Source organism: Mesorhizobium sp. WSM4809, from assembly GCF_055811655.1.
The window spans coordinates 44,397-59,974 of sequence record NZ_JBVVQW010000020.1 but is presented as its reverse complement, the minus strand read 5'-3'; the positions used below and the strand labels follow the sequence as shown (position 1 = coordinate 59,974).

Here is a 15,578-nt window from a genome sequence, read left to right as displayed (position 1 = left end):
CCGATCTGTTGGCGGGACAGCGCCCCCCTCTGTCCTGCCGGGCATCTCCCCCGCAAGGGGGGAGATTGGCTGTCATCGCGGCCTTCGCCAATCATGCTCACCCCGCCGTCCGCGCCAGCTGCAGATCCACGAACTGCACTCCCTTGGCTGCAACCCGCGCCCATTCCGAATCCGCGTCGAGTTCGAGATAGCGCACCCACAGCTGCCGCGCCTCCGGCAGATTGCCCGCGTCGAACTCCAACCTCGCAAGGTTGAACACCGGATCGGCATAGGTCTTGTCGAGCGCGATCGCCTTCTGCAGGTGCCTTCGCGCCGAGGCTTCGCGACCTTGCTCGCTCATCAGTCCGGCCAGGTTGAACCACGCCTCGACGAAGGCTGGGTCGAGTTTTATCGCATTGATATAGTCATGCGCGGCGTCCACCGCGTGGCCGCCGGCGCGCAGGCAGTTGGCGCGGTTGAAGGCGGCAATCGCATCGCTCGGATCGATGGCCAGGCAACGCTGGTAGAGCGCGGCGGCCCCATCATGGTCGCCCTGCTCCTCCGCCGCTTCCGCCTCGGCGAACAGCTCCTCCAGCGTGTCGTCACCCTCTGCCCCGGCTGTTCCGAGATCGAACAGCAACTGCCCATCGAGTTCGCTCTGGCCGCCTTCGAGATAGATCGCGTCGGCGCGCCCATGCTGCGAGCCGACATTGAGCGACTTGGCGGTCAGCGACGCCACCGGGCCGGAGCGGTGGACGGAGCGCGCGATCGCCCCCCATGTCGCGCCGCCGGCGATGAGCCCGGCATATTTGCGCGCCAGGATCAGGTCGCGGAACGAATAAGGTTCTGTGTCATGCTCGAACGCATCGAACAGCGACAAAAAATCGAGGTCGGAGCCTGATAGCCGCGACTGATCGATCAGCGATTGCCGCGACAGTGAAGACGCCTCCGGTGTCTTCATCAGTCCGAGAAGGCGCAGGAATCCGTTCTCGCTGATCAGCGTTCGACCGGCCGCGCGCTCGGCGGCGACACTGCGCTCGATCCCGGCATCGCCGTTTTTGACGAGGCCTGCCCTGGCGAGAAGTGTCCGGCCGAAGACGACATGCGTGGTGCGCCTGGTGATACCGCGCCGCAGCTGGCCGTGCTGGCGTTCCACTTCCCGCGCAGCCAGCCTGAGCGGAAAAGCCGCCAGCGCGCCTATCGTGCCGAAAACAGCGCCGGTCGGCGCCGTCATTTCTTGCTCTTGCCGACCGCCTTCAGCAGATTGGCCTTCAACGGATTTTCAGCAGCGCCACCCGCTGCCGCCTTCTTCGCGGCGGGCTTGGCAACCTCGTCGGCCTTGCTCTTCGATTTGGCCGGCGGCTTCGATTGCGACAGGCTGGCCTTCAGCGCATCCATCAGGTTGATGACATTGCCGCGCTCTGGTGCCGCCGCGATGATTGGCTTGTGGCCTTTCAGCTTCTCGCGGATCATCGTCATGAGTGCCGCCTCGTAGCGGTCCTCATAGTTCTTCGGATCGAAGGTGGTTTCCTTCTGCTTGATCAGCGCTTCGGCGAGCTGCAGCATTTCGGGGTCGGGCTTGCCGGCTGGGATGTTGCCGAAATATTCAGCCGTCCCGCGAACTTCGTTCGGGTTCCTCAAGGTGCACACGAACATGCCGTTCTCGCGCGCGCCGATCGTCACCACGCGCTCGCGGCTGGACAGCACCAGGCGGGCGATCGCCAGCTTGCCGGATTTGCGCATCGCTTCGCGCAGCACGGCAAAGGTCTCTTCCGCCATCGCACCGTCGGGCGCCATGTAGTAGGGCGCGTCCTGATAGATGACGTCGACCTCGTCCTCGTCGACGAAGGCCTCGATGTTCATCGTGTGATTGGATTCGATGCGCACCGCATCGAGGTCGGCATCATCGATGATGATGTACTGCTTGTCCTCGTATTCGTAGCCCTTGACCAGATCAGCACGCTCGACGAGCCCCAATTCGGGGTCGACCGGTTTCATGTTGATGCGGTTGTGGGTCTTCTTGTGCAGCTGGTTGAAGCTGATGCGCTCGCTGGCGCTGGTGGCGGGATACAACCGCACCGGACAACTCACGAGGCTGAGTTTGAGGTAACCTTTCCAACTTGCCCTGGGCGCCATGAAACACTCCTACGCGGCCATGCACTGACATTTGCTGCAGCGCTTTTCGTCCGAAGGACGATTGGCGCCGAGGAAATCCTACACCGACCCCACACGATACGGGCAAATCCCTGACGAAATCTTCCGGTACGTCTTTGAGGTCGTGGCGGAGAGAATAATTCAAATTGTCGGAAGCGTCGATGGACTTGGAATTGAGACGCTGGCGGGGCTGCGCCCTCATCTCGCGACTACTTCCTCGTTCCCTCGAACACTGGCAAATCCCGCGCGAACTCGTTGATCTCCGCCCACGGATCACCCGACGTCGCCAGCAGCCCCGGCAGGGAGGAATAGTTCAGATCCTGCGGCGCATCGATGGATTCCAGATCGCTCCAGCTCACCGGCGTCGAGGCCGGCAGATTGGTGCGGGCGCGCAAGGAGTAAGGGGCTGCGGAGGTGTGGCCGCGCGCATTGCGATGATAATCGATGAAGATGCGCTTCTTGCGGTTGTCCTTGCCCATGGTGGTGGTGAAGGTGTCCGGCGCCGTTGTCGCCAGATGCGTGGCGATGGCGCTGGTCGCCTGGTGCAGTTTCTTCCAGTTCTGCTTGCCCGTCACCGGCACGGTGATGTGGATGCCGCTGCCGCCGGAGGTCTTGGCGAACGGCACCAGCCCCAGGCGCTCCAATTCGCCCTTGATGTGCACGGCGGCCTCGACCACCTCGCGCCATGAAATCCCCTCGCCCGGATCGAGGTCGAGGACGATCTGGTCGGGTCTGTCGAGGCCGGTGCGGTGGGTGCCCCAGGTATGGAACTCGACGACGCCGAACTGCGCCAGCGCCAGATACCCTTTCGCGCCTTCGACCGAGAGATAGGATTTGGTCTCGCCCTCGGAATTTGTCGCCTCGAATGTCACCACCGAGGGCGGCATGCCGGTGAAGGCGTGGCGCTGGAAGAAGCAATCCTTCGGCAGGCCGGTCGGGCAGCGCACCAGCGACACCGGCCGACCGAGGATGTGCGGCAGCATGAAATCGCCGACCAGCGCATAATAGACGGCGATGTCGATCTTGGTCGGGCCGGTCTTGCCGAACAGCCGGCGCGTCGGATTGGTCACCCAGATGGTGGCAAGGTCGGCCTCGGCGATCAGCCGCTTGCGTTTGGACGAGACCGGCGTCGACAGGCCGACATCCCTCAAACCGCGGAAGACGCCGTGGCGCAGTGCGTTGTCCGATGTGCGGTTGGCGTAATGGATGTGCGCCGACAGCAGCGGCCGCACCCAGTTCATCTCGCGCATGATTTCGCGCGGGACGCCCTCGGGCGGCGTGGCGCCTTCCCGCAGCGGCTCCAGCCTGCCGAGCAACTCACCGGCGGTGGCGGCATCGAAACCGGTGCCGACCTTGCCGCGATAATGGAATTCACCATCCTCAAACTCTGCCATGCCGAGCGCCGCCAGCCCTTCGGCCGCATCGGAGATGGTGAAGCCTGCGATGACGAAGTCGTCCGACAGCAGCGCCTTGGTCTTGGTCCAGCTTTTGCTTCGGCCGCTCTGATAGATGGCCGTGGCGCGCTTGGAGACGACACCCTCCAGCCCCAGTTCCGCCGCCTGGTCGTAGAGCCCCTGCCCCGAGCCCTCGACATGGTCGGAGAACTGGATGGCGGAATTGGCGCCGAGGCCCGACAGCATCTGCGCCAGCAGCGCCTTGCGCCGGACCAGCGGCGCCTTGGTCAGGTCCCAGCCGTCGAGATGGAGAAGATCGAAGGCGTAGAAATGGAGCTTGCTGCCGGCGCCCTGCGCCAGCGCATCCTGCAGCAGCGCGAAGCGGCTGATGCCCTTGGCATCGAGCACCACGATCTCGCCGTCGACGATGGCGTCGCGGCACGGCAGTTTGGCGAACGCATGCGGCAGGTCGCCATAGCGCTTCGTCCAGTCGATGCCGCCACGGGTGATCAGCTTGACCGCGCCCTCAGTAAGATGCGCCATGGTGCGGTAGCCGTCGAATTTGATTTCGTGCAGCCAGACTTCCCTTGTGTCCTCGCCATCCGGTGGTTTTGGCATATGCGTCGCCAGTTGCGGCTCGATACGAGCAAGCATGGGGGCCTTGAACGCGCCCGGCAGCGTGCCGGGCTTCAGCGATCCCTGTCTGGGCGCGGGTTTGGCGGCTGGCTTCGCCGGCGCCGCCAGCTCCTCGATGCGCAATCCGGATTTGACGCTTTCCGGCCGGGCCGTGAGGATGTCAAGCGCGGTGTCGGCGGCGAGGTCGCGCTCCTTGAACAGCAGCCAGTTCTTCTTGTTTTCGTCTTCCCCGGGTTTCGGCTTCAGCCGGGTCAGCATCCAGCCGCCATTGAGCTTGTCGCCGGCCAGCCGGAACTTGAAGGCGCCGGTGCGCAAACTCTTTTCGACATCGTCCATCGGCGCCCAGCTGCCGGTATCCCAGACGATCATCGGCCCGCCGCCATACTCGCCTTCGGGAATGACACCTTCGAAGTCGATATATTCGAGCGGATGATCCTCGGTCTCGACCGCCAGTCTTTTGTCGGCCGGATTGAGCGAAGGGCCGCGCGGCACCGCCCAGCTTTTCAAGACATCGCCGACCTGTAGGCGCAGATCATAATGGTCCGCGGTGGCGTGGTGCTTGTGGACAACGAAGCGGTTGCCTTCGTCCGTGATGAGGCCGCCTGCCGGTTCCGGCGTTTTGGAAAATTCACGCCTCGCGCGGTAGGATTGGAGCTTTGGCGGGGTGGTCATGGCAAAGGTCCAAGCACGTAGGCCAGGAACAAGCCAGTCGCGCTCAATCGTCAGCAGCCGGCGTCAACTCGAGCTCCGCCGGCGACAGTCCCTGCTGCAGCTGGCTCAGCCGGAATTCGTCGACCCAATAGGCCTCGCCGTCGACCAGAACCCGGGCCTGGTAGCTGCCTGCCGAAAAACGCTGCGCGGTGATGTAGACCTTGTGACGATCGAGCGCCTTGCGCACCGCGGCGCGCTTGGAATTCTGACCTGTGACGGGACTGAACATGACACTGCCCTCGGTCGCCCCAGACACACAACGCGGCCGCTGCCGGCAGCCTGACGACTGGGGTCAAGGATGGCGGAGACGCGCCGTCCTGTCAATTTCGCGGACAGCGCAGGATGCGGCCCGGTCAAATTTGCCAATCTTTTGAGATGTTTGAGCCTCGGCCTGAATCAAGACGTGAAGCGCGCCGCCAAACAATCGCCCGTCGCTGCCGCCCTGCTACGCGGCCGGCATGCCCGAATGAGCAGATTTTTGAACTTCCGTGCCGATGAGATCGAGTGTCACCGCCGCAACATCGGCAACCTGGAGCCGCTGGACGCAATAGACCCCACCGGCGTTGTTTTCTTTACACACACCTGGAGCGATGCATGGGCAAGGCATGGGCGGCTGGAGCGTCCGGTTGGGAACACCGAACGGGCCCCATTGCTCTGGCGACGTCAGACCGTACAGCCCCACCGCTGGAGTTCCGACAGAGGCCGCGATGTGCATCGGGCCGCTCTCATTGCCAAGAAAGATCGACGCTTCGGCCAACAATGCCGTCAGGACCTCAAGCGAGGCTTTTCCGACGACACTTGCGACCGGCGATGCTGCCACTTCAAGGATCCTTTGCGCGGCAAGCCCTTCATCCGGCCCGCCAACAAGGAGGGATCGCAGCCCGGTTTTGGCGTATACTTCGTCGATGACCGCAGCAAAATGTTGCGGCGGCCAACAACGGCCTTCGAACCTCGCGCCGGCATGCACGGCCACGTAAGACTTCTTCGCCAAAGCGTTTTCCGCAAGAAGCCTGGCACACTCTTCCTGGGCAGTACTGGTCAGCTGCAGCCGAGGTGTTGGGTCCTCACAATCCAGCCCAAGGGCGCGGAGTGGAGACAGGTTCCTGTAGAGATAATGCGGTCCGCCATGTCCGAAGGTCGCGGCGAGAACGTTTGCAAGCTGGATTTCCCAGAACTTCATCGGATGCTCGGAAGGATCGAAGCCGACGCGAAGTGGAGCGCCGATCAAACGATGCATGATCCGCGAGGTTTTTGAATCGGTAAGGTCGATGCTAAGATCAAATCTTCGACGCCGCAAATCAGAGATGACGCCACGATAGTCGCTCAAACGCTTGCGCAGAGTCCTTCCTCTGCCACGGGATTCAAAGCCAACGGCAACATCGGCGATCCCTTGCGCGACGATGAACTCCTTGAGACCCGGCGCACAAAGCATGGTCACCGATGCTTGTGGATAAGAAAGACGTAGATTGCGAACCAAAGCAGATGTCAGAACGACATCTCCAATGTACTTCGTTTGGATAATGAGGATGGAACGAATCCCATCTCCTAAACTTGCATTCATCGAGATGATCTGCCGAAAACGCTAACTTAAAAAAATCTGCCGAGGACACTCATTTCTGAACGTCAAGCCGCGCTTTCAGATATAGAGTTAACCGACCCTGTCAACAAGCTTGCCTGCCGGCCTTGGTGCTCTGCATCGCAGGACCGGCAAACGTTCGTCCTCAGTCCTTCAATCGCCGCAAGCGGCGGGTCAGGCCCTGGACGGCCTTGAGCAGCCGGGGACGCGACCGCGTCATGCCTTCGACCCGGCTGCGCAGCAAAATGGCTGCGTTCGCAGCCCTGCCCCGCACCGTCACCGGTTCGCAAATCTCGGCCAGTACCGAGCTCGAGGCGCCGATATGTTGCTTGTAGCCCTGGCCGCCGACCGACAGGTCGAAATAGTCGAAGCCCCGCTCGCATCCCCACATCATCAGCTTGCCCATCGTCGTCAGGCCGGGTGAGACATTGGCGACCGCATTCTGGTCGATGCCGAGCAGGAGGGCGTGAAGTGTGCCTTTTCTGACCAGCACATAGATGGAGGCGAGCCAGGCTTCACCGACGCGTAGTCCGAAGAGCCGCACCGATCCATTGGACAGGCCTCGCAGCGCCGCGGCGCGGTAGAAATCGACGACCGGCGCCTCAGTCAGGAGGTCGAAACGCCCGAGCTCACGGAAACGCTTGAGCCGCAGTTCCAACAGCGCATCCAGGAGCTCCTCGGCCAGATCAGGCGTGTCGGCCTCGATCAGAGCGAGGCCACCAAGCTGTTCGAAGCCGCGACAATGCTTGCGGAAGGCCTTGGCGAAGGACGGCTTGCAGATCCGCTTGATGAGCGTCTCCGGATCACCATGCAGGACGAGGCCGGAGCTGACCTGGATGGAGTCCCGCGCCACCGAAAGCAATGCCAGCGGATTGGCCACGCCGTGGACCTGCTGCGGAATTCCCGCGATATGGATGCGATCCGCCGGTGGCAGCACGGCACGGACCGCCGCCCACATGGCGTCGGCACTCTGCCTGGTCCACGCTCTCCCATCCGCCAGCAGCGGCACTGAGTAGTCGCACACGCGACAGCTCAGCCATTCGATCACGTGGTGGCCGAGAGCCCGCCGCCGCATCAGCGGCAGCAGCATGGCCGGCGCGCCGGTCACGGCGTCACTCACCTCGACGAGGACCAGATCCGCTTCTTTGGGCATCAGCCGTGCGGCGATTCCTTCGACCCAGGCATAATGCTGGTGGGCAGTGCAGACGCCGTGAGCTTCAAGGAGCAGCCATAGCAGCCTTACGGTGTCGAAGCTGGTGTGCAGCCGAGCCGTGAAGTGCGCGGTTGCATCAACGTTGGCGACAGCAGGGGAAACCGGCCCACCGGGCAAATCCTTTATCGGAGTCGTTCCCGCCGCGTAGCTTGCCACATGCTTCTCCCGTCATTCTGATCCCCCGCGCAGGCGCCGCAAACCCCGCATCAGTCCCTGGAGCCTCTTCAGCAGCCGAGGTTTGGAGCGCACGAACACCTCGGCCCGGTTGCGGATCTCGATGGCTGCGCTCACGGCGCTGCCTCGCACCGTAATCCCGTGGCAAAGCTCGCGCAGACCCGAACCCAAGGCACCCATATGTTCCTTATAACTCTGGTTGCCTACCGACAGGTCGAAATAATTGAAATCGCGCCCGCGCGCCCAGCTCATCAACTTGCCCATGATCAGAAGTCCCGGCGAGACATTGGGCACCGCGCCCTGATCGATTGAGATCAGCAGAGCATGAACGGTGACTTGATGGATCAGCAGGTATTGGACCGCGATAAGAGCTTCACCCACACGCAACCCGAAGAGCCGCACCGACCCATCCGACAGGCCCTCGAGAGCAGCGTTTCGATAGAAATCGACAACCGCCGCCTGCGTCAGCAGGTCGAAGCGGCCCAGTTCGCGAAAGCGGCTGAGCCGCATCCGGACCAGGCCGGCGAAGATGACCTCCACCAGGGCCGGCGTGTTGGCTTCGACCAGTTCCACGCCGCCAAGCCGTTCGAGGCGACGCCAGTCCTTGTTGAAAGCCTTGACGAAGGATGGCCGGCATAGTCGCTTGAGGACGGTCTCCGGATCGCCGTCGATGGTGAGGCCGAAGCTGGTATGCAGGGAATCGCGCGTGGCCGCCAACAAGGCCAGCGGATTGGCGACACCGCTGATCGATTGCGGAATTCCCCTGATCTGGATACGGTCCGCCGGCGGCAGCACGGAACGCACCGCGGCCCACGCGGCCTGCGCCGACTGCGTCGTCCACGGGCTCGCATCGGCCAGCAACGGTGCCGAATAGTCGCAAACGCCACAGCTCAGCCACTCGATCACCCGATGGCGGAAAGCCGGTCGCCGTATCAACGGCACCAGCATTCGCGGCACGCCCGTCACGGCGTCGTTTACCTCCACGATGAGCAGTTCGGCACCTTCCGGCATCAGCCGCGCTGCGATCCCCTCGGCCCAGGCATAATTCTGGTGGGCGGTGCACACACCGTCCGCCTGGAGGCGCAGCCAGAGCGGCCTCACCGCTTCCAGGCTGGTGTGGAGCCGCGCCGTGTATGCATCGTTGGCGACGACGGTGGCCGGATGGGAGGACTGGCCATCGGGCGAGCCGGTCGCCGCAGCAATTTGCACCGCCTGGACTGCCATATTTTTTCCTATCGCTTTGCCGTGGCGAACGACAGCGTGCGCCGCCACGCGCCCAACCGGCTGTCGCGCGCCTCGTCGGGATGCTCGATATTCCACATGCGGTGATGCGCGAAATACCATGATGCCACGAGCACGAACATCTCCGAGACGGCGGAACCCAACAACGCCCACGGCGGAGACGCGATTGCCAGCAGGGCCGCGATCAGTGCCAGCCCGACGACCGCGCCGCCCGTCGTGGTGAACGCGACGATCCGAAAATCGCCGAGTATCTCAAGCACGATACGGGGCATGATATAGAGCATGATCGGGACAAAATTCGCGATCACGAAAAGTCCGATGAACCAGGTCGAAGCGTCCTGGAGAGCCTGGGATTTTATCATCGGCAGGACGAACATGATGGCGCATCCATATGCAAGGCCGCCAAACCCCATGACGAGCGCCCAGATCTTGGCCTGCGTCCAGACACGGCCTGTTTCATTGTTCCGCATCAGCCTGGCGAGATCCGGCTGCGTCATGTTGACGAAAGCAAGGCTGATGATGCGCAGCGGGGCAAACAGCACCAGAACCGCCGCCAGCGGTGCGTAGGCGGCAGGACCGGCAATGCCGGCGACCAGCAGCGCCAGACATTGACCCTGGATGTTGGTGGTGGTCGCGCTGAATGCCGACCAGCGCAGCTGGGGCCACAGTCTGACATAGCGTCGCCGCGTCGGCATGCGGAAGCTGATGCGAAGCGAGCGCCGCGCCAGCCGGACCAGGACGAAAATGCCGAATACATTTGCCGCGGCTAGTGCATAGAACACGGTCTGCAGCGGGTCTTGGACCAACCAGATCGACAGCCCGGTCAGGACACAGCCGGCGACTGTAAACGCGCCATCGCTGATGGAGACGACAACCTGCTGGCGCCGTGCGAAGAAAGCCGTGCGCATATGGCTGCGCAACGACCAGGCACCGACGAAGCAGCCGGCGGCAATTCCGCTTGGATCGCCAAGGACATGCATCAGGACTGCCGTGCCGACGGCCATCAGCAACGCCACGATCAGCGCCGCCGTTCCGAACGCCACGTCATAGGTATCGACGCCGGCGCTGTTGGTGCTCTTGCTCATCCAGATGCTGGCGGGAACGGCGGTGAGTGACCTGATATAGGACAGGCCGACACCGCCCATCACCATGCCGATGGCGAAGAGGCCGTAGCCCTGCGCCGACAGCATGTGCAACAGCATGATGTTGAGGGCAAAATGAAAGCCGCTCTGCATCGCCTCGCCGCCGATCATCAGCACGAGGCGTCGAACCAGATGGCTCGGAAACGCTAACTTCACGGCCGCGTCTCCGCTTCGCGGGCAGCAGGCACCCTGCCCGGCCGCGCGATGGTCGTCTTCAGCTTGTCGGCGGCGATCGCGGTGATCGCCGCGGCCGCGACCGGCTCGCTGAAGATTGCCTCGTAGCGCGCGCGCCCGGCAGCGACAAACCCGCGCCAGGCCTGAGGGGCGAGGATGATCTCCTGCAATTTCGCGCCAAGAGCTGCTGCGTCGCCGGGCGGAACATGCCAGCCGGTCTCCCCGTCGCTGACCACTTCCACCAGCCCGCCTATCGCCGACACAAGCGGCGGCCGGCCGTATGCCATCGCCTCAATGGCGACGCGGCCCAGCGATTCCGGACGCCGCGACGGCACGGTGACGATATCGGCCCATCGATAATGCTCCGAAGGGTCGGGAATGAAAGGCAGGACTCTGACGCGCCCGGTAAGCCCCATGGTTTCGACCAGTTCGGCAAGCGCATGCTCGCGCTCAGTGCTTTCGAAGGCGCCGCCGACCAGTCGCACCTCGATCCTCGCCTGGAGTTCCGCCGGCATCGAGGCGATCGCCTCCAGCAGGATCTCCTGCCCCTTGATCCGGTTGATACGGCCAAGCAGCAGCACCCGCAATGGGCGCTTGCCATCATACGTCATCGGTTCGACCGCCGCCGGCCCGGCAACACCGTTGTAGACGACATACGCACGCGCCGCCTTGGGATCACCAAACGCGGCGCGTGTCGCGTGTGAATTGAAGATCAGATCGGCATGGCTCCAGCGCATCAGGCCGACGAGTATCCTGCGCATGGCGCCTTCGGGGATTTCGTGGATGTGCAGGACGGCCTTTTGGGGAAGAAGGCGTGCGGCCAGCGCGTAGTCGGCCACGATCGAGGTGTTGACATAGACGAGGTCGCAATCCTTGAGCCGCCGCCACGCCCTGAACACGGCAACCGGCAATCGCGCCATCTCGACGGTCGCAAGGCGCGCAATGGCCTGGCGCCTCAGCACCCACAGCGGTTCGAAGACGATCCGGCTGGCATGCGCTTCCAGAATCCGCACGATCGGCCCGCTACGTGGCAAAACCACTTCGATGTCGGCCGACGGAAACGCGGCGCGCAACGCGGCAACGCTCTCCGCAAAGCTGCGGTCAGAACCATAGAGTTCATAACCCTGATGAACGCAGGCAATCCGCATCTTTATATCCCGCCGGGTGCTACAACCATCGCGCTGGGCGATTGTGGCAGAAGCCCGTCCGCAAGAATCATGCCTGGTTCGATACGCCCGACTGCCGGCCGTACGCCCCAGGCATTGCTTCGTTTCGATACAGCTACGCACAGAAGGGTTGACCGAGAATGAAACAACCATCGGCTTCAACACCGTTTTTTTACAACCCCGCGCGATGATCCCTCGCAGGATACCGAAATCGGGAGCTGGCACGGAAGTTGCCATCTGCCCATTATAAATTAAGCAATATCTAATGTATGAGACATGTGAAAGTGCCGCCGGCCATGAAACCAGAAACGCCCGCCATTCTGATCCTGGGGACCCGCGGCATACCCGCGGCCCATGGCGGCTTTGAAACCTTTGCCGAAAAACTGGCGCTATTTCTTGTCGGGCGCGGTTGGAAGGTCGGCGTCTATTGCCAGGATGAGGTCGAGCGGATCGACCAGAGGGTGCGCAACGAAACCTGGCGCGGCATCGAGCTCATTCACATCCAGGTCGCCTCCAAGGGACCGCGCGCGACGCTGGAATTCGACTGGCAATGCGCCCGCGACGCCGCCCGGCGACCGGGCGTTTGCCTGGTGCTCGGCTACAATGGCGCGGTCTTCCTGACTTGGCTCAGGCTGAAGCGACGCAAGATCTTCACCAACATGGACGGCATCGAGTGGCGCCGCCCAAAATGGGGAATGGCGGCGCGAACCTGGTTCTGGCTCAACGAATGGATCGGCGCATGGGCCTCGCATCGGCTGGTCGCCGATCATCCCGCCATCGCAGATCACCTGGCGACGCGCCGGCCGCGCAGCGCCATCGCCACCATTGCCTATGGCGCCGATCCGGTGACATCGGCGCCCGAGGCGCCGGTCCGGGCGCTCGGCCTCGAGCCCGGGCGCTATCTCATCTCGATCGCCCGCATCGAACCCGACAACAACATCCTGCCGATCGTCGAAGCTTTTTGCTCTGCCAAGCGCGACATGAAGCTGGTGGTGCTGGGAACGCTGTCCGACGACATCCCCTATCATGCCGCCATCCGCAAGGCGGCGAATGACTCGGTGGTCCTGCCGGGCGCCATCTACGACCAGGCGACGGTCAAGGCGCTCAGATACCACGCCCGCGCCTATCTGCATGGCCACACGGTCGGCGGCACCAACCCCTCGCTGGTCGAGGCGCTGGCGGCCGGCAACATGGTGATCGCCCACGACAATCCCTACAACAGATGGACCGCCGGGGCTGCGGCGATCTACTTCACCGACAAGGACAGTTGCGCCAAGCGGATGCAGCAGGCGCTGGACGATGATGCCTTGGTCCAGGCCTGCGGCGTTGCCGCCAGCGCGCGCGCCCGCGAAGCCTTCCGCTGGGACGATGTCCTGCTTGCCTATGAAAATGAGGCCTATCATTTGCTCGGCGTGACCGCCGCCAAGACCACCGCGATGGATCACGCATCGCCAGGAACCGTATGACAGGCTGGTCGCGCCGGCGGGTGCTGCGGACGGCGCTGTCCACCGCGGCGGCGCTCGGCTCGCTCCCGGTCGCACCAATCGCTCGCGCAGCCGCCGGGCCGCGATTTCGGCGTGGCGTCAACGCCTGGCCCTGGTTCTCGCTGACGCGCGAATTTCCCGCTCCGCGCACCGACTATGGCTGGCCGCCCTTCCAGTCGCAACGGCCGGTGCCGACCCCGGACGACCTGCGTCGGCTGCGCAGGACCGGGCTCGATTTCATCCGTCTGCCTGTTGATCCCGGCCCTTTCCTGGCCGCCGACGCCACCACGCGCGGCCGGTTGCTGGACATGCTGGATGCCGCCGTCACGGCCACCCTCCACGCCGGTCTCGGCATCATCGTCAACATCCAGGCCAATGCCGCCACCCATTACTGGAACCCCGACCGCATGGTCTCCAGCACCGCCGCACCCGCGTTCGATCTCTACCGCGGGCTGGTCGGCGAGCTTGCCGGCAGGCTGGCGCGGTTCCAGCCCGGCAGGGTGGCGCTCGAGCCGGTCAACGAGCCGGCGCAGGCCTGCGCGTCGAACGTCTGGTCGCAGATCCAGCTTTCACTTCTGACGGCGGCGAGAGCATCGGCCGCGACCCTGCCGCTGATCGTCACCGGCGGCTGCGGCTCGATGGTGAGCGGACTGACCGCGCTCGATCCGGCACCGCTGTCCCCGTTCGAGCCGATCCTGTTCACCTTCCACTTCTATGAGCCCTATCTGTTCAGCCATCAGGGGGCACCCTGGATGCGCGAGCCCGTCTACCGGTCGCTCAACAATGTGCCGTGGCCGGCATCCGCCGGCTCGCTGGAACCGACGCTGGCATCGGTCAGGGCGCGCATGGCGCAGGACACCGAAACCCCTGAAGACGCCAAGCAGGCAGCCTATGCCGAGACCGAGCGTGTGCTGAAAGTCTATTTCGACGCCCGGCCCGACCGCTGGTTTGTCGACAAATATCTTCGCCAGGTTCGCGACTGGGCCGACGGCCACGGCCTTGCGCCGGAACGCATCATCATGGGCGAGTTCGGCGCGCTGCGCACCGACGCCCGCTATGTCGCCGCCCCCAATCCGGATCGAGCGCGCTACATCGCCGATGTCAGGCGAAGCGCCGAGGAACTCGGCCTCGCCTGGGCACTGTGGAATCTCTTCGATGGTGGGCATGATGGACGACACCACCCGGGCACTGGACCCCGATATCATCGCGGCGCTTGGCCTGACCATGCCGGCGGACTGACGGGCCTGAACGCTGCCCGCGTCGGCCGGTAAAGCACCAGCGCCAGCACCACGAACTTGGTCAGCAGCGTCGTCTTCGACGCGACGCTTTCCGAGGTGTTGATCAGAATGACCCAGCCCAGCATCGGCAACCAGATGCCGGGATGGCAGCGGCGCGCCACCTCGAACAGGAACAGCACGAAGCCGAACGTCAGCAAAAGGGTGAAGAAGGCGCCCTGATAGAGGACGGTGCGGATAATCGGGTTCTCGATGCCCTGTTCGAGACCGTTGATGCGGCGCAGGCTGTCGATTAGGTCGACATCCGGCCCCACGATCAGATCGCGTAATTCCAGGTGCTTGAAGAGCTCGAACATCTCGACGCGGGCATTGGCGCTGCCGCTGTCCGACACGAAGCGCTCCAGCAGCGCGTCGAAAAAGCCATAATATGCCGCCACGATGATGACGACCGGCAGCAGCGCGGCAAGCATGAAGCCGAGTGCCGCACCCAGGAGATTGACGCGTCCCCGGCGCAATTTGCTGATGCCCTTGGAAAGCAGGTAGCAACCGCCCAGCACAATCGTCATCACCATCGCCGAACGGCCGCCGAACGCGACAAGTGCCGCGCATTGCAGGCCGATCAATCCTATCCGCACAGGCGTCGACAGGGATCTGGCACCGGAGAGCAGCGCAAGCACGTAGATCGACGTCACCATGGCATTGGCGAGCGGATGTCCCTGCAGAGCGCTCGAGCGCAGATCGGTGGTAAACGCCACGCCGTCGAGGCGATAGGGGAAGATAAGCGTCTTGGTGGCGAACTCGAAAAGGGCAAGCAGCGCATTCGCCGTCATGACAACGTGAACGACGGTCTGCAGCCCGGCGAATGTCCGTTCGTCGTCCTCGCTGAGCATCAGCACCAGAAGTGCCGCGGCCACGAACGTATCGATCATGCCAGCCATGCCGGGCCGCTGCCTGGCGATGACGACGAACAAAAGCACGATCGATATGGCGGCCATCAGCGCGCTGGCCGGCCGCCTGTCGGCGAGATGGACGATATAGCCGACCGGATTGCCTGACGCACAGGAGCGCCAGGCAAACAAGAGGACGATGAGATAGGTGGACGGGTGGATCTTGGTCGCCGGGTTGCCGAACAGGCCATCATAATTGTAGCCGACCAGCCACAGCATGCCGCCCGAGATGCCGAACAGCACCGCTACCGCCGCGATCAGTCCGAAGCGCGTCAGCGCATCGAGCGACGTGCCGGCGCGGGGTGCGGCAGCACCATGGTTCGAAGCGCTTGCGCTCCAACCGGCAGCCAT

General features: G+C 63.5%; 11 protein-coding genes and 1 pseudogene. 2 read left to right on the top strand and 10 right to left on the bottom strand.

Annotated elements, in window-relative coordinates; all coding sequences use genetic code 11:
* Positions 1–97 precede the first annotated feature (97 nt).
* From AC0L24_RS29925 to AC0L24_RS29885, 9 genes are all read right to left on the bottom strand, one after another.
* Positions 98–1,213, bottom strand: a complete 1,116-nt coding sequence (locus AC0L24_RS29925) for a tetratricopeptide repeat protein (RefSeq protein WP_127809768.1) — start codon at positions 1,211–1,213, stop codon at positions 98–100.
* A complete protein-coding gene (gene ku, locus AC0L24_RS29920; RefSeq protein WP_024501732.1) occupies positions 1,210–2,115 on the bottom strand; it encodes a non-homologous end joining protein Ku in 906 nt (301 codons plus the stop codon). The genes AC0L24_RS29925 and ku overlap by 4 nt, the downstream gene beginning before the upstream one ends.
* Before the next feature lie 227 nt (positions 2,116–2,342).
* Complete coding sequence (gene ligD, locus AC0L24_RS29915; RefSeq protein ID WP_473564674.1) at positions 2,343–4,835, bottom strand: DNA ligase D; 2,493 nt, start codon at positions 4,833–4,835, stop codon at positions 2,343–2,345.
* 43 nt (positions 4,836–4,878) lie between these two features.
* Positions 4,879–5,103, bottom strand: a complete 225-nt coding sequence (locus AC0L24_RS29910; protein WP_127317999.1) for a hypothetical protein — start codon at positions 5,101–5,103, stop codon at positions 4,879–4,881.
* A 216-nt stretch (positions 5,104–5,319) separates the two neighbouring features.
* Positions 5,320–6,435, bottom strand: coding sequence for a glycosyltransferase family 9 protein (locus AC0L24_RS29905; RefSeq protein ID WP_127809766.1), 1,116 nt, complete (start codon positions 6,433–6,435; stop codon positions 5,320–5,322).
* Between the two features lie 160 nt (positions 6,436–6,595).
* The gene (locus AC0L24_RS29900; RefSeq protein ID WP_127809765.1) at positions 6,596–7,819 is read right to left on the bottom strand and encodes a GNAT family N-acetyltransferase; all 1,224 of its coding nucleotides are present in this window, start codon (positions 7,817–7,819) and stop codon (positions 6,596–6,598) included.
* Between the two features lie 12 nt (positions 7,820–7,831).
* Positions 7,832–9,061, bottom strand: coding sequence for a GNAT family N-acetyltransferase (locus tag AC0L24_RS29895; RefSeq protein ID WP_473564672.1), 1,230 nt, complete (start codon positions 9,059–9,061; stop codon positions 7,832–7,834).
* A gap of 8 nt (positions 9,062–9,069) precedes the next feature.
* Positions 9,070–10,377: an MATE family efflux transporter gene (locus AC0L24_RS29890; protein WP_127397079.1), complete on the bottom strand. Its 1,308-nt coding sequence runs from the start codon at positions 10,375–10,377 to the stop codon at positions 9,070–9,072.
* Positions 10,374–11,543, bottom strand: a complete 1,170-nt coding sequence (locus AC0L24_RS29885) for a glycosyltransferase (RefSeq protein WP_128289403.1) — start codon at positions 11,541–11,543, stop codon at positions 10,374–10,376. The genes AC0L24_RS29890 and AC0L24_RS29885 overlap by 4 nt, the downstream gene beginning before the upstream one ends.
* A gap of 314 nt (positions 11,544–11,857) precedes the next feature.
* On the opposite strand from AC0L24_RS29885, the gene AC0L24_RS29880 reads away from it, so the two are divergent.
* Together AC0L24_RS29880 and AC0L24_RS29875 are read left to right on the top strand one after the other, a co-directional pair.
* The gene (locus AC0L24_RS29880; protein ID WP_164873816.1) at positions 11,858–13,027 is read left to right on the top strand and encodes a DUF1972 domain-containing protein; all 1,170 of its coding nucleotides are present in this window, start codon (positions 11,858–11,860) and stop codon (positions 13,025–13,027) included.
* Positions 13,024–14,284 (top strand): annotated as a pseudogene (locus AC0L24_RS29875) (glycoside hydrolase family 5 protein). The gene AC0L24_RS29880 and the pseudogene AC0L24_RS29875 overlap by 4 nt, the downstream one beginning before the upstream one ends.
* On the opposite strand, the gene AC0L24_RS29870 reads toward AC0L24_RS29875, so the two are convergent.
* Complete coding sequence (locus tag AC0L24_RS29870; RefSeq protein ID WP_127809760.1) at positions 14,247–15,578, bottom strand: VpsF family polysaccharide biosynthesis protein; 1,332 nt, start codon at positions 15,576–15,578, stop codon at positions 14,247–14,249. The pseudogene AC0L24_RS29875 and the gene AC0L24_RS29870 overlap by 38 nt on opposite strands.

What these genes read in the sequence shown, in the direction of transcription:
- AC0L24_RS29885 (WP_128289403.1), bottom strand. Translation starts at nt 11,543, where the DNA reads ATGCGGATTGCCTGCGTTCATCAGGGTTATGAACTCTATGGTTCTGAC.
- AC0L24_RS29925 (WP_127809768.1), bottom strand. Translation starts at nt 1,213, where the DNA reads ATGACGGCGCCGACCGGCGCTGTTTTCGGCACGATAGGCGCGCTGGCG.
- AC0L24_RS29910 (WP_127317999.1), bottom strand. Translation starts at nt 5,103, where the DNA reads ATGTTCAGTCCCGTCACAGGTCAGAATTCCAAGCGCGCCGCGGTGCGC.
- AC0L24_RS29870 (WP_127809760.1), bottom strand. Translation starts at nt 15,578, where the DNA reads ATGGCTGCCGGTTGGAGCGCAAGCGCTTCGAACCATGGTGCTGCCGCA.
- AC0L24_RS29895 (WP_473564672.1), bottom strand. Translation starts at nt 9,061, where the DNA reads ATGGCAGTCCAGGCGGTGCAAATTGCTGCGGCGACCGGCTCGCCCGAT.
- ku (WP_024501732.1), bottom strand. Translation starts at nt 2,115, where the DNA reads ATGGCGCCCAGGGCAAGTTGGAAAGGTTACCTCAAACTCAGCCTCGTG.
- ligD (WP_473564674.1), bottom strand. Translation starts at nt 4,835, where the DNA reads ATGACCACCCCGCCAAAGCTCCAATCCTACCGCGCGAGGCGTGAATTT.
- AC0L24_RS29905 (WP_127809766.1), bottom strand. Translation starts at nt 6,435, where the DNA reads ATGAATGCAAGTTTAGGAGATGGGATTCGTTCCATCCTCATTATCCAA.
- AC0L24_RS29880 (WP_164873816.1), top strand. Translation starts at nt 11,858, where the DNA reads ATGAAACCAGAAACGCCCGCCATTCTGATCCTGGGGACCCGCGGCATA.